Genomic DNA, 14,101 nt, shown 5'->3' with positions numbered 1-14,101 from the left:
GCCGGCTAATCAATCTACTGGAGAATTACCATGACTCGTATCGCTGCTCTCTCGCTGGACCAAGCCCCTGCTGGCTCGCGCGCTGCTCTTGAAGGTATCCAAAAAGGTCTTGGGTTTATTCCCAACGTATTTAAAACCCTGGCTCACTCCCCGGCCGCATTGAGTGGTTACCAGAGCCTCGCTCAGGCCTTGGGTAAAACCTCACTGAGTGCCGTTGAGCGTGAGGTCGTTGCCCTCGCTGCGTCAGAGGTCAACGGTTGCGACTACTGCGTGGCCGCACATGCATTCTTTGGGGCCAAGGCTGGCTTGAGCGAGGAGGCCGTTGGCAAAGCACGCATGGGCACACTCAGCGCGGTCGCGGCTCTGGCGCATCAAATCACCGAAAGCCGCGGACAATTGAGTGATGCCCAGATCACCGCAGCGCACAACGCCGGTCTTACCGATAGCAAGATCGTGGAGGTGGTGGCACAGATCACGCTGTTAACCCTGACCAACTATTTGAACAACATCGCCGCTACCGATATCGACTTCCCGCCATCGTCAAACTAACGGCTATTTCCGTAGCAGTTTCCAGCACCTGCAATACCAAGGTCAGCCCTTGTTGCTGACCTTGAAGGCCTGGCGGCGATTCATGACGCTCAAAGGCCCCATCATTCAGACCTGCCGAAAGCACATCCTCGCCATGCCCTCCGCTAACCATCGAGATTTCTCACTTAATCATTGCTCATTTTTGAGTTAGCTTAAGCCTGAATTCAAGATAATGTTTAGCGCACTCCAAGCAAACACCCTTAATTACGGTAGCTTCCCTGATTTTTTTCAAGATAACCTTTCGGCCGGTTTGAGATATCTTTCCATATGCCTACATTTATCCATCACGACCTTGAGCTTCTCAATCCATCCTTTGACTCGGACCTTGTCGATGTACTGAGCGAACTGGAGCATCTGCGTCGCCTAAGGCTTGAAGGTGATACGCCGCCGCAGGTGTTCTACCAACTCAAATCGCTTTTCCATGCACTGGAAAGCCTCGGTTCTGCCCGCATAGAAGGCAACCACACGACGCTGGCGGACTATATAGACAGCAAGGTCGAAGGTAAGGCCCAGGACACGGACCCGTTGCGCGAGGTGGCCAATATTGAAAAGGCGATGGACTACATTGAGCGGATCATGGCGCCCGGCGCAGCGCTGACCGAGCAGATGATTCGAGAGCTGCACGCGATGACCGTCGACGATCTGGTGCGTGAGGGCGACAAAACGCCCGGAGCCTATCGCAGTGGAGGGGTCAGAATATCTCAGTCTGATCACCAGCCTCCTGACTTCATCCACGTTCAAGCGTATATGCAGGAACTTGTCGCATTCGTGAATCACGAAGCACCCCCGAAATACGACCTCATGAAGGTTGCGCTCGCTCACCATAGATTTGGATGGATACATCCATTCGGCAATGGCAATGGCCGCGTGGTCAGGCTGCTAACCTACGCACTCCTGATCAAGTATGGTTTCAACGTCAACGCCGGCGGCCGTGTCCTGAATCCTACGGCGGTATTCTGCAACGATCGTGAGCGCTATTACGCAATGCTTGCCACCGCCGACAAAGGAACAAAGGACGGACTGGAGGCGTGGTGTACCTACGTGCTGGAAGGGGTTCGTGAGGAGCTGGAGAAAGTCGATCGCCTCACAGACTACGCATACCTGACCAAATGCATACTCGTGCCTGCCGTGGCCTTCGCACGGGAACGAAAATGGATCACGGAGGTAGAGGAAGCGGTGCTGTTGGCCGCAATAAAACTGAAGGTCGTAAAATCGGCAGATGTAGCAGCCGTACTCCCACAGCAGTCGAGCAATCAACGGACTTACCTGATCAAAAAGCTGGTGGACCAAGGGATGCTTCTACCGCTGAACGCCGGCGCGAGGCAGTACACGATCGGTTTTTCCAACAACTATCTCATTCGAGGTGTAATCAAGTCCCTCAGGGAGCAAGGCTTCATACCTGAGCCGCTGGAAAGACCCTGAGCATCGATTAAAGACCGAATGAGCGGAAATCGTCCGCCGCTGTGCAGCAGTCTATGACGCCCCTCAAGAAGCCCGCCTCCTGCGGGCTTTGTTGTTTCTGGCGGTCGCTCCTTGCCCCCTTTACCTTCCTCCGTCGCAGTAAACAGGCTCTTCGCATCTCAAGGTTTACCAGGCTCCAGCCGATACGCTTCCACAGTCCCCGCAAAAGACCTAGCGAACTCAATACGCCATGAATAAAAGCCTTCGTTTCAGTCATAAAATTCTTTTGGCCGTGTCGCTGATAGTGATGCTCGCCTTCACCCTGTTCACGCTGTACAACGACTATCTACAGCGCAATGCCACCCGCACCAGCCTGGAAAACTATTTGGCTGAAATGGGTGAGTCGACCTCCACCAATATTCGCAACCTGCTGGAGGGGCGGATCAATCTGGTGACGAACCTGGCGCAGAACATTGCCAGGGAGCCTGCCAATGCCGAGACGCTGATGGATGAAAGCGTCCTGACCTCAAGTTTTCTTACCGACTACCTAGGCAAGGTCGACGGCAGCTTCAGTATTCGTCCGGACACCAAGATGCCCGATGGCTATGACCCGCGCTCCCGGGCTTGGTACAAGGACGGTATGAGCGCCAGCGGCGCCATGCTGACTGAGCCTTATATCGATATGGCCACCAACAAGATGGTCATTGGTGTCATCAGCAAGGTTTCCAGCAACATCGGTGTGGTCGGCGGCGATCTGGCGCTGGATGGCCTGGTGGAAATCATCAACTCGTTGAACTTTGGCGGCATGGGGTATGCGTTCCTGGTCAACGATCAGGGCAAGATCCTGGTCCATCCGGACAAAGCGCTGGTCATGAAGTCGCTTTCGGATTTGTACCCTACACACACCCCGAAACTTTCCGGCGAGCTGACCGAGGTCCAGGTCAACGGGCAAGCCCGCTTGCTGACCTTCGCACCGATCAAAGGTCTCCCTTCGGCCAACTGGTACATCGGCCTGTCTATCGATAAAGACAAGGCTTACGCGACGCTGAGTAAGTTCCGCTATTCGGCGGTGATTGCCACCATCGTTGCGGTGGTCATCATCATCGTCCTGCTGAGCCTGCTGATCCGCGTATTGCTCCAACCGCTGCACGCGATGACCCGCGCCATGGAGGACATTGCCCAAGGCGAAGGTGACCTCACCAAACGCCTGGTCATCCACACGCATGACGAGTTCGGCATGCTGGGCAATGCGTTCAACCGTTTTGTCGAACGCATCCACACCTCGATCCGAGAGGTCTCGTCGGCGACCGAGCACGTCAACGAAGTGGCAATGCGCGTGGTCAGCGCCTCCAACTCATCCATGCTCAACTCCGACGAACAGGCTAGCCGAACCAACAGTGTGGCCGCCGCCATCAACGAACTGGGGGCCGCGGCTCAGGAAATAGCCCGTAATGCGGCTGAGGCCTCGCACCAGGCCAGCGACGCGCGCGGGATGGCCGAGCAGGGTCAGCAAGTGGTGGAACGCAACATCGGTGCAATGAATCAGCTGTCGGAAATGCTCAGCGCATCGAGTACGAATATCGAGTTGCTGAACAGCAAAACGGTGAATATCGGGCAGATTCTCGAAGTAATCACCAGCATCTCCCAGCAAACCAACCTGCTGGCGCTCAACGCAGCCATCGAAGCCGCCCGGGCGGGTGATGCCGGGCGTGGGTTTGCCGTGGTGGCCGATGAAGTGCGCAACCTGGCGCACCGCACCCAGGAGTCGGCGCAACAGGTGCAAACGATGATCGAGGAGCTGCAAGTCGGCGCCCGGGATTCGGTCAACACCATGGGCGAAAGCCAGCGCCACAGCCTCGACAGCGTAGAGATCGCCAACCAGGTCGGCGAACGCTTGAACAGCGTGACCCAGCGCATCGGCGAGATCGATGGGATGAACCAGTCGGTCGCCACCGCCACCGAGGAGCAGACCTCGGTGGTGGAGTCGATCAACATGGACATCACCGAAATCAACACGCTCAATCAAGAAGGCGTGGAAAACCTGCAGTCGACCCTGCGCGCCTGCGCCGACCTGGAACAGCAGGCGGCACGCTTGAAGCATCTGGTGGGCAGTTTCCGTATCTGACCCGAACACCGCCTCAACGCCCAGGCATTCAGCCCACAGAATGCCTGGTTCGAGCGGTTTGTGGCCGGGGAACTGGTCGGTAATACCTGGACCGAAGTCGCTGACGTGAAGATCGGCCAGGTGATTACCCGCATCAGCCTCCTGGGCGAGCAATGGGTCACCAACGGCACCAAGTACTACAGCACCGGCAGCCTGTTCGCCGGCTGGATCGACCTGTACGCCCAACAGGACGACACCGGTGCCGACGTGCGTTTTACCAGCTGACCCTGCTGGCCGTCCTGGTCGGGGCGGGGCAGACGGCCAGCAAAACCGCGCGGAGAAATAACCTCGGAGCATGTAACACCGCGAGCTGAAAATGCCCCAGCCTGCCGGGGCATTTTTTTCCGCAACATCGAAAAAGCCCTGCCGCGTCCCTCGCGGCATCCTGCATGCGCGCAAAAAAACAGCCCATCTGTATTTTGACGCTCCCCGCAGCCCACTGTTAGTGTCCAGCCTCCCCCTCGCACATGGAGTACACCACGGTGAAACTGGACATCTACCAAGTCGACGCCTTCAGCCAACACCCTTTCGGCGGCAACCCCGCTGCGGTGTGCCCGCTGACCGAGTGGCTGAGCGACGCGCAACTGCAAAACATCGCCGCCGAAAACAACCTGTCCGAAACCGCCTACTTCGTACCGCGTGACGATTTTTATGAGTTGCGCTGGTTCACCCCGACCGTCGAAGTCGACCTGTGCGGCCATGCCACGCTTGCAGCGGCGTGGGTGTTGATCAATGCGTTGGCGGATGCGCCTGACGTGCTGCGGTTTGCAACGCGCAGCGGCGAGCTCCGGGTAACCCGCGAGGGCGATGAACTGGCGATGGATTTCCCGGCGAAAGCGCCACAAGCGTGCGAGCCGCCTGCCGGAATGTTGAGCGCGCTGGGGATTGAACGCGCCGAGGTGTTCGGCACCGATGACTACATCGTGTTGCTCGACGACGAAGCCCAGGTCGCCGCGCTCACCCCGGATTTCGCCCGGCTCAAGGGCCTGCCCAAACGCGGGATTGCGGTGACGGCCAAGAGTGCGCGGTTCGATTTCATTTCCCGTTGGTTCGGCCCGAATGTGGGGGTCAATGAAGACCCGGTCACCGGTTCGGCGCATACCTCGCTGGCGCCGTTCTGGGCCGAGCGCCTGGGCAAGACAAGCCTGAGCGCCGAGCAGGGCGGCACGCGCAAGGGCCAGTTGCGCTGTGCCCTCAAGGGCGACCGGGTGATTATTTCCGGCAAGGCTGTGCTGTATATGCAGGACTCGATCTACCTGTAAAACGCACTCCCCAAGAACGACAGATCATTCGCAAAATGAACGGAGTTCAACGCGTGTTTTCGATTGCCCGCCGTCACCTGACGGTCATTGCCGCAGCCCTGGCCCTGGTGGCCTGCCACTCCCCGGTCAACGAACCGCCAGCGGCGCCGGAGTTGGGCTCGGGCTATCGCACCGACCTCAGCCCGCGCCATGCCGCGCAGCATATGGCGGCGGCGGCCAACCCGCTGGCGGCCGAAGCCGGGCGCGAGATGTTGCGCCAGGGCGGTTCGGCAATCGACGCGGCGATCGCCATGCAGGCGGTGTTGACGCTGGTGGAGCCGCAGTCGTCGGGGATTGGCGGCGGCGCGTTCATCATGCTGTGGGACGGGAACCGCGTGCAGGCGTATGACGGCCGGGAAACCGCACCGGCCGGGGCGACCGAGCGCTTGTTCCTCAAGCCCGACGGGCAGCCGATGGCGTTCACCGCAGCGCAGATCGGCGGGCGTTCGGTGGGCACGCCGGGGGTGTTGCGAGCGCTGGAGCTGGCGCACAAAAAGACCGGGCATCTGCCCTGGGCCCGGTTGTTCGAGCCGGCGATCCGGCTGTCGGAACACGGCTTCGCCATCTCGCCGCGCTTGCACAGCCTGATTGCCGCTGACCGTTTTATCCCACAGTCGCCGGAGATGGCGGCCTACTTTCTGAACGCCGATGGCACGCCCAAAGCCACCGGCACCCTATTGAAAAACCCGGCGCTGGCCGCCGTGTTCAAGCGCATCGCCGAGGAAGGCCCGGACGCGCTGTACCACGGCCCGATCGCCGACGAGATTGCGCGCAAGGTGCAGGGCCACCGCAACGCGGGCAGCCTGTCCGAGGCCGACCTTGCAGGCTACGCGGCCAAGGAACGCGCGCCGCTGTGTACCGATTACAAGCGCTGGAAAATCTGTGGCATGCCGCCGCCGTCGTCGGGCGGGATTGCCATCGCGCAGATCCTCGGCACGTTGCAGGCCCTGCAAGCCCGCGACCCACGCCTGGCCATCGCGCCCATGACGCCGCTCAAGAGCGCCTCCCCCGCCGGCCTTGAGCCCACGCCCGAGGCGGTTCACCTGATCGCCGAAGCCGGGCGCCTGGCCTTTGCCGACCGCGCCCTGTATGTAGCCGATGCCGACTTTGTGCCGGTGCCGGTCGCCGGCCTGGTCGCCCCCGACTACCTGGCCCAGCGCGCCGCCTTGATCGGTGAACGCAGCCTGGGCATCGCGCAGCCGGGCCAACCGGCGGGCATTCAAGTGGCGTATGCCCCGGACCGCTCGCCGCTGCGCATCTCCACCTCACAAGTGGTGGCGGTGGATGACCAGGGTGGCGCCGTGTCGATGACCACCACGGTGGAGTCCGCATTTGGCTCGCACCTGATGGTCCAGGGCTTTGTGCTCAACAACCAGATGACCGACTTCTCGTTCATTCCCGAAGAAAACGGCCAGCCGGTGGCCAACCGCGTGCAACCCGGCAAACGCCCGCGCTCGGCCATGGCGCCGACCCTGGTGTTCGACCGCCACAGCGGTGAGTTGCTGGCCGCCCTGGGTTCGCCGGGCGGCTCGCAGATCATCGAATACGTGAGCAAGTCCCTGGTGGCGATGCTCGACTGGCAACTCGACCCGCAAGCCGCAATCAACCTGCCCAACTTCGGCAGCCGCAATGGCGCTACCGAACTGGAAACCGGCCTGTTCAGCCCGGCGTTGAAACAGGCGCTCAGGGACAAGGGCCATGCACTCAGCGAGATCGAGATGACCAGTGGCGTCCAGGCCATCGTTCGCACGCGGGATGCGCAGGGCAAGGTGCTGCTGAGCGGCGGTGCCGACCCTCGGCGGGAGGGGGAGGCGTTGGGCGATTGATCGTTAATGCACGGAGAACAGCACAGTGCGCAAGGCAAACAATCTCGGTTCCGTTCCTGGTGTCGACCACGGTTTTTGTTCGATCAATGACCCGCAGCGGCCGGAAGAGGTATTCATCTGCAAGCAGATACACAGTGCGTCGGTGATGGAATGGCAGGCAGATCGGGTGGCCAATACGGTCGAAGCCGATGGCGTGTTGACGCGCCATCACCACCCGATCGCGGTGATCACCGCCGACTGCCTGCCCATTCTGTTCGCCTCGAACAACGGTGACTGGGTGGCCGCTGTGCATGGTGGCTGGAAGGGCCTGCAACGCGGGATCATCGCCAGCGCCGTGCAGCGCTTTGCCGCTGAAGGAGTGGCTGTCGATCAATTGCAGGTGGCAATCGGGCCGTCGATCAAGCCCTGTTGTTATGAGGTGAGCGCGGCGTTTATTGCCGAGTTCCAGTCGGACCAAGGGCACCTGTGGCCACACCGCCAGGCGCCATGGAGCGCTGAGCAACCGGCACCGCTGCTGACGCCGGAAATTGCACCGCCCCAGGCGAGACAAGCGGGCAGCGCATGGTTTGACTTGAGCGGGTATGGGCTGATGCTGCTGCAAGCGGCGGGCATTCGGCGCGAGCAGATTGAAGTGAGTGAGGTGTGTACCTATTGCACATCACCGACGTTTGCCAGCTACCGCCGACGCACGCATCAACCGCAAGAGGCGAAGACGTTGTTGTATTCGTGGATTGCTCGTACAAGCTGATTAACAAAGGCCTACACCACACAATTGTCGTGTGGAGCAGTAGTAGCCCTGCTGATTTACGGCAAGGGCGCTACCGAGCCTATTCCAGCGCATATCCTGTACAAAATCGCGAAGGACATGAACCATGCCACTCACTGAGAAACAGCTGAAGGAACGTGACGCCAAGCGCACTATCGGCGAAGAATTACTGGCAGCCATTCAGGATGTCAAAGCGGGGCTTTACGGCGCAGTCCACCAGGTTGAAATCACTCAAGCCGCGGACGCAAGAAGTAAGACTGGGTTGTCGCAAGCCAAATTTGCCGAGCTGTTGGGGGTGTCGATAAGAACCTTTCAAGAGTGGGAACAAGGGCGTCGCTCCCCCTCCGGCGCAGCACGTTCGCTGCTGCATATTGCGGCTATAAGACCGGACGTTTTCCGGGAAGTCCTCAGTAACGCCTGATGGCGTTACTGACGCGCCGGGCGATGACTACCGGCTGATCTTCAACCCCTTGCGCCCCGCATGCCGCTCCAACGCCAGTTCAATCAAGCGGCTGACCAACTCGCTGTAGCTCATCCCCGCCGCCTGCCACAGCTTGGGGTACATGCTGATCCGGGTAAAACCCGGCAACGAGTTGATTTCGTTGATCAGCACTTCGCCGTCCTCGGTGAGGAACACATCGACCCGCGCCAGCCCTGCGCACCCCAACACCTCGAACGCTTCGACGGCCAGGCGGCGAATCCGCTCGCTGGCTTGCACGCTGATATCGGCCGGCACCACCACTTGGGCCGCCTGGTCGTCGATGTACTTGCTGTCGTAGGAATAGAAGCCGCTGCTCACCACGATCTCGCCGCAACCGCTGGCGATGGGATGTTCGTTGCCCAGCACGGCGCATTCGATTTCGCGGCCGTGGACGGCGGACTCCACCAGCACTTTCTCGTCAAAGCCCAGGGCCAGTTCGACGGCGGCGTGGTATTCGGCCTCGTCGTTCACTTTGCTCACGCCCACCGAAGAGCCTTGGTTGGCGGGTTTGACGAACATCGGCAGGCCGAGCTTGCCCACCGCCATGTCGAACGACGTGCGCGCCGCGTTGTTGCGGTTGAGGGTGATAAACGGCGTGACGGCAATGCCGGCGTCGCGCAGCAGGCGTTTGCTGATGTCTTTGTCCATGCACACCGCCGAGCCGAGCACGTCGGAGCCGACGAAAGGCAGGTCGGCCATGCGCAGCAGGCCTTGCAGGCAACCGTCCTCGCCGAGGGTGCCGTGGACGATGGGGAAGATCACATCGATGTGCGCGAGCAGGCCGCTGCCAGCGGTTTCCACCACTTGCTGGCTGGCCTTGCCCGGCACCACCGCCAGTTCGCGGTTGGACTGGTTGAGGGCGATCAGCGCCGGGTTTTCCTGGTTGATCAGGAAGTTCGAGGTGTCGTTAAGGTGCCAGTGACCGGCCTTGTCGATGCCGATCAGCACCGGCTCGAAGCGCGAGCGGTCGAGGGCATCGACAATATTGCGCGCCGATTGCAGCGAGACTTCGTGCTCGGCCGAACGGCCACCAAAAATAATCCCTACGCGCACCTTGCTCATGACCCGACCTCACTGTTGAAAGTAAGGCTTCTTACCATGAGCGGTCAGCGATTCGCTACCAGATGTACACCGAACAGCATGTAGCAACTCCCGGCAAAACGGTCGAGCCACTTACGCGAGCGGCTGTAGAGGTCGGCCATGCGCGCACTGGAAAACACCAGGGCCACGCTGGAATACCAGCTGAACGACAAGGTGGCCATGATGATCACCGCCAGGGTCAACAGCATCGGCGATGGCGACGGCGGCATGGTGGACGCGAAGATGGTGGCGACGAACAGCGCGGCCTTGGGATTGGACAGATTGCCCAGCAACCCCAGGCGCCAGGCGGAAAACAACGAGCGCCGAGCCCCGTCCGGCAAGCGGCTCTGCCCCATCGCCGGCGCCGAGCGTTTGAACAGCTTCAACCCCAGGTAGATCAGGTAGCAGCCACCGATGATCTTGAACGCCAGGTACAGCATGGGTGCGGCGGTAAACAGCGACTTTATGCCCAGCCCACCGGCCAGCCCCCACAGGATCGTCCCAGTCGCGACACCCGCCGAGGCCACCACGCCATGGCGGCGCGAACAGCTGGCGGCCAATTGCGCGGTGTTGAAGAAATTTGGCCCGGGCGTGACCACCGCCACCGTCCACAGCAGGGCCAGCGAGATCAGGGGCGTCACGTAGGCGGGGTTGAGCAAATCCATGGCGGGCAACTCCATCAGCACAGGGCACGAACAGCGATCATAGGCCTCGCCTGCCCCCCTGCACAATCGTACAAGACCCCGGCAGACAAGGGCCTCAGACTCGGTTAACGTGTTTCCACCTCTTCTTGTGACAAGTCACCATGGGTAAACCCACCCCCACCCTCGACTGGGTCCACCGCGCGCCGCATGCCAGTGGCCTGGACCGTATCGAGGCGTACTTCGCCGGCATCGCGTTCGACCTGCATCGCCATGACACCTATGCCATCGGTCGCACCTTGTTCGGCGTGCAGAGTTTTCATTATCGCGGCGGCATGACCCATGGCCTGCCCGGCACCACCATGGTGATTCATCCCGACGAGACCCATGACGGCCGCGCCGGCAGCGAGGAAGGCTTCAAGTACCGCATGATCTATGTGGAGCCGGCGCTGGTCCAACAGATCCTCGGCGGCAAGCCGTTGCCGTTTATCCCCGGCGGGGTGTCCACCGACCCGTGGCTGTTTCGCGCCAGCGAAGTGTTGCTGCAAAGCCTGGACTGCCCGATCGACCGGCTGCAGGAGCAGGACGCCCTGTTCGACCTGGCCCAAGCCTTGAACAACGCCTCGGGAGCGATCACCACCCGCAAGACCTTCGATTACGTCGCCGCCGAACGCGCCCGGGAATTTATCCACAGCGCCCTGGGCCGCAGCATCACCCTAGATGAAATGGCCGAACACGCCGGCCGCGACCGCTGGGCCTTGTCGCGGGATTTTCGTTTGTTGTTCGGCACCAGCCCTTACCGCTACCTGACCATGCGCCGGCTGGATCTGGTACGCAGCCTGCTGGCCCAGGGCAAAACGCTGGTGGACGCAGCGATGATCGCCGGCTTCACCGACCAGAGCCACATGACCCGGCAATTTCACAGCACCTACGGCATGCCGCCGGCGCGCTGGGTGAAGATGCTCGGGCGCTGAACACGCTCAACCGGCGGGCGTCAGCTGCTGCCCGTCAATCGGCTGGCCGATCGTGAGGAAATGCCCGCCCGCCACATGGTGCAAGGTGCGCAGTTGATCAAAGCCTTCAAAGTGCCAGTGCCCTTCGCTGAACACGCGCTCGTCGGCATACGCCGCGACCACTTCGCCGAGGAACAGGTCGTAGGTCTGCTGGATGTGCGGTTCGGGCAACAGGCGGCATTCCAACCAGGCGACGCAGCCTTCGAGCAAAGGCGCCTCAGTGTGTTCACCGTTGAAGGTGCGCAGGCCATAGGCGGCGAATTTGTCGAGTTCCGCGCCGCTGGTAGTGCCCACCGTCTGTACGAGATCGGCCTGGGCCGCGCAGGGCACCTGCAGCACGAAGGTGCCGGCGCGTTCCAGCAGTTGCCGGGTCCAGGTGGCCTTGTCCAGCACGACGGCGACTTTCGGCGGTTCGAAATCCAACGGCATGGCCCAGGCGGCAGCCATGATATTGCGCTGACCGTCATGCGCGGCGCTGACCAGCACGGTCGGGCCGTGGTTGAGCAAGCGGTAGGCCTTGGACAGCGGAACGGCGCGGCAGTGGTCGGGGTTCATGGAGGATCGGCTCTTCAATCGTGAAAAAACCTACGATACCTCAAGCACAAGCCCTACGGGTCAGTTCGAAAGCTGGTTGGCGAACTGCCCGACTGCACTGACGACCTTTTGTGCGCCGTCCTGGATGTCCACGACTTCGGCGGCCAGGGCCAGGCCCTGCTCGGCTTGCTAGCGGCCGTCGCTCATCAGGCGCACCGCACCGGCAACGTGTTCGCCGCGCGCCTGCAGTTGCGACATCGAGTAAACCAGTTCCTGCAGGAAGTAGGCATTCGCCCATTCCACCCGGCCTTCATCGGTGTGGCCGGCGTTTTCTGAAGAGCGCTTCAATGCCCGGCGTCACTCTTTTTGCAGCGGTCAGCTGCCATTGTTCCGGCAGATACCCATCACTTGATATTCCAGGGTATTGAGCTTGCCGCTGGTGTCTTCGTAGGTCATGCGCGAGGGCACGGGGCTGCATGAGCGGATCGGTGGTGTCACGTTGACCACCTTGGCGATGTCCAGGGTCATGCCATAGCGATAGGTCTGCACCACCGGGGCCGCTTTGCCCTCTCTGGCCGCGTACTCGGTCATGGCTTGTTCATTGCGCTCCATCATCAGCGCAAACGTGCGATCGCCGCCGCCTTCGGCCAATGCGCCGAAGGACAGGATGGCCGTCAATATACCTATGCTGGTTTTATAAAAGTTCATTGTTCACTCCTCGACTGAAAGTTCAGTGTCGAGACTAACCAAACAACCCTGACGCGATGTTCACCAGAAGATTACGTATTTGTTAGGTGGCACTAAGGTTCCAGAATTGTAATGTTCGCGCAACACAGCCGTTATCCACGGTTTGCAACTATCAGCCCGGGCCAAATCAATAAGAACGCCCGCTTCCATAAGAAGCTGATCACTGCCAATACCGAGGAGCGAAACATGCATATCCGTTATTACACCCTTCCCCTCTCACTTGTCGCCGCCCTGCCGCTGGCAGCGCTGGCCGTGGAAGACCAGCCCGACGGTTTTATCGAAGGCAGCCGCCTGAACGTGCTGGCACGTAATTTTTACTTCAACCGCGATGATCGCAAAGGCCAATCCAGCCCGACCGGCAACGGCTATTCAGAAGCCTGGGCGCAGGGGCTGATCGGCAAGTTCGAGTCCGGCTTCACCCAAGGCACCGTGGGTTTTGGCCTGGATGCGTTTGCCATGGTCGGCGTGAAACTCGATTCGGGCACCGGCCGCAGCGGCGGCAAGGGCTCGTTCGGCATGTTGCCGGTGGACCGCGACAACCGCCCCGAAGACAGCTACAGCAAGGTCGGCGGCGCCGCAAAATTGCGCGTGCTGGACACAGTGATCAAGGCCGGCGACGTGTTCCCGCTGACGCCGGTGGTGGCCTACGGCGACTCCCGTGTATTGCCGGAAAGTTTCCGTGGCGTCACCGTGCAAAACACCAGCCTCGCCGGCCTGAGCCTGCAGGGCGGACGCCTGAGCGGCATGAGCCAGCCCAATGAAAGCGGCATGAACAAAGGTTTCGCGACGTTTTATGCGGGCCCGGTCGACTCGCCCTGGATCGGCTATTTCGGCGGAGACTATCAACTCAACAAGCACCTCGGTTTCAGCCTGTACAGCAGCCGCCTGAAAGACGCCTGGGACCAATACTACGTTGGCAGCACCGCCAGTTACCCGCTCACCGACGACGTTTCGCTGTTCGGCGACGTCAATTACTACAAGGCCGTGGACGAGGGCAAAAAGCGCCTGGGCACATTCGACAACAACATCTGGAGCGCCCGGCTCGGGGTGAAAGTCGGCGCCCACAGCGTTGCCGTGTCGCACCAGCGCAACAATGGCGACGACGACTTCGATTACCTGCGCCAGTCGGACTCGATCTTCCTCAACAATTCGATCCAGTACAGCGACTTCAACTCGCCCAAGGAACGCTCATGGATGGTGCGCTACGACCTGGACATGCAGGCCTTCGGCATTCCCGGCCTGACGTTCATGACCCGCTACGCCAAAGGCAGCGGTGCCGACTACAGCAACGCCAACGCGGTGTATATGCGCCGCGATGCCGCCGGTAATCCGCTCACCGATCAGCGCCGCTGGGAACGCGATATCGAAGCCAAGTACGTGGTGCAGGCCGGCACGCTGAAGGACTTATCCCTGCGCCTGCGCCAGGCGAGCGTGCGCTCAAGTGCATTTGAGTCGGACCTGGAAGAAGTAAGGGTCATTATCGAATATCCACTGGCGGTGCTCTAAGCAACGCTTACATTAACTTGCCGATGAAGTACATCTCTTCACAGGTTCAAATC

The 14,101-nt window shown here is 60.7% G+C and carries 13 protein-coding genes and 3 pseudogenes; 11 read left to right on the top strand and 5 right to left on the bottom strand.

The window, feature by feature from the left end; genetic code table 11:
- Nucleotides 1-30 precede the first annotated feature (30 nt).
- From RGV59_RS09325 to RGV59_RS09290, 9 genes and pseudogenes are all read left to right on the top strand, one after another.
- A complete protein-coding gene (locus tag RGV59_RS09325) occupies nt 31-549 on the top strand; it encodes a carboxymuconolactone decarboxylase family protein (protein ID WP_017844477.1) in 519 nt (172 codons plus the stop codon).
- A gap of 306 nt (nt 550-855) precedes the next feature.
- Nucleotides 856-2,010: a Fic family protein gene (locus RGV59_RS09320; RefSeq protein ID WP_104904005.1), complete on the top strand. Its 1,155-nt coding sequence runs from the start codon at nt 856-858 to the stop codon at nt 2,008-2,010.
- A gap of 229 nt (nt 2,011-2,239) precedes the next feature.
- Nucleotides 2,240-3,256 (top strand): annotated as a pseudogene (locus RGV59_RS31675) (cache domain-containing protein); the annotation flags it as partial.
- Nucleotides 3,257-3,319: 63 nt separating this feature from the next.
- Nucleotides 3,320-4,114: a methyl-accepting chemotaxis protein gene (locus tag RGV59_RS31670; RefSeq protein WP_376741861.1), complete on the top strand. Its 795-nt coding sequence runs from the start codon at nt 3,320-3,322 to the stop codon at nt 4,112-4,114.
- Nucleotides 4,115-4,117: 3 nt separating this feature from the next.
- Nucleotides 4,118-4,363, top strand: a pseudogene (locus tag RGV59_RS09310) (monooxygenase); the annotation flags it as partial.
- A gap of 272 nt (nt 4,364-4,635) precedes the next feature.
- Nucleotides 4,636-5,415: a PhzF family phenazine biosynthesis protein gene (locus RGV59_RS09305; RefSeq protein ID WP_322246936.1), complete on the top strand. Its 780-nt coding sequence runs from the start codon at nt 4,636-4,638 to the stop codon at nt 5,413-5,415.
- Nucleotides 5,416-5,450: 35 nt separating this feature from the next.
- Nucleotides 5,451-7,280 carry a gamma-glutamyltransferase gene (gene ggt, locus RGV59_RS09300; RefSeq protein ID WP_082118826.1) on the top strand — a complete coding sequence of 610 codons (1,830 nt, stop codon included), beginning with the start codon at nt 5,451-5,453 and terminating at the stop codon, nt 7,278-7,280.
- Between the two features lie 25 nt (nt 7,281-7,305).
- Nucleotides 7,306-8,028: a peptidoglycan editing factor PgeF gene (pgeF, locus tag RGV59_RS09295; RefSeq protein WP_057005643.1), complete on the top strand. Its 723-nt coding sequence runs from the start codon at nt 7,306-7,308 to the stop codon at nt 8,026-8,028.
- Between the two features lie 124 nt (nt 8,029-8,152).
- Nucleotides 8,153-8,467 carry a helix-turn-helix domain-containing protein gene (locus RGV59_RS09290; RefSeq protein ID WP_017844485.1) on the top strand — a complete coding sequence of 105 codons (315 nt, stop codon included), beginning with the start codon at nt 8,153-8,155 and terminating at the stop codon, nt 8,465-8,467.
- A 27-nt stretch (nt 8,468-8,494) separates the two neighbouring features.
- On the opposite strand, the gene ddlA is transcribed toward RGV59_RS09290, so the two are convergent.
- Together ddlA and RGV59_RS09280 are read right to left on the bottom strand one after the other, a co-directional pair.
- On the bottom strand, nt 8,495-9,589 hold the full coding sequence (gene ddlA, locus RGV59_RS09285; RefSeq protein ID WP_017844486.1) for a D-alanine--D-alanine ligase: 1,095 nt from the start codon (nt 9,587-9,589) through the stop codon (nt 8,495-8,497).
- A gap of 44 nt (nt 9,590-9,633) precedes the next feature.
- The gene (locus RGV59_RS09280) at nt 9,634-10,272 is read right to left on the bottom strand and encodes a LysE family transporter (protein WP_017844487.1); all 639 of its coding nucleotides are present in this window, start codon (nt 10,270-10,272) and stop codon (nt 9,634-9,636) included.
- Between the two features lie 140 nt (nt 10,273-10,412).
- On the opposite strand from RGV59_RS09280, the gene RGV59_RS09275 reads away from it, so the two are divergent.
- A complete protein-coding gene (locus tag RGV59_RS09275) occupies nt 10,413-11,222 on the top strand; it encodes an AraC family transcriptional regulator (protein ID WP_017844488.1) in 810 nt (269 codons plus the stop codon).
- 6 nt (nt 11,223-11,228) lie between these two features.
- Here RGV59_RS09275 and RGV59_RS09270 read toward each other — a convergent pair whose 3' ends face one another.
- The 3 genes and pseudogenes from RGV59_RS09270 to RGV59_RS09260 all read right to left on the bottom strand — a co-directional run bounded on the left by RGV59_RS09270 (nt 11,229) and on the right by RGV59_RS09260 (nt 12,503).
- Nucleotides 11,229-11,816, bottom strand: coding sequence for a flavin reductase family protein (locus RGV59_RS09270; protein WP_126587088.1), 588 nt, complete (start codon nt 11,814-11,816; stop codon nt 11,229-11,231).
- Between the two features lie 60 nt (nt 11,817-11,876).
- A pseudogene (locus RGV59_RS09265) lies at nt 11,877-12,014 on the bottom strand (chemotaxis protein); the annotation flags it as partial.
- Between the two features lie 156 nt (nt 12,015-12,170).
- Nucleotides 12,171-12,503 carry a DUF2790 domain-containing protein gene (locus RGV59_RS09260; protein ID WP_126587086.1) on the bottom strand — a complete coding sequence of 111 codons (333 nt, stop codon included), beginning with the start codon at nt 12,501-12,503 and terminating at the stop codon, nt 12,171-12,173.
- A gap of 225 nt (nt 12,504-12,728) precedes the next feature.
- Here RGV59_RS09260 and RGV59_RS09255 point away from each other — a divergent pair, with 225 nt between their 5' ends.
- Nucleotides 12,729-14,048 carry an OprD family porin gene (locus RGV59_RS09255; protein WP_126587084.1) on the top strand — a complete coding sequence of 440 codons (1,320 nt, stop codon included), beginning with the start codon at nt 12,729-12,731 and terminating at the stop codon, nt 14,046-14,048.
- The last annotated feature ends 53 nt before the right edge of the window (nt 14,049-14,101 follow it).

It is taken from the genome of Pseudomonas sp. FG1 (assembly GCF_034313875.1).
Lineage (GTDB): Bacteria > Pseudomonadota > Gammaproteobacteria > Pseudomonadales > Pseudomonadaceae > Aquipseudomonas > Aquipseudomonas veronii.
Note: the sequence above shows the minus strand (reverse complement) of the source record. Positions and strands in the feature narration are given on the sequence as shown.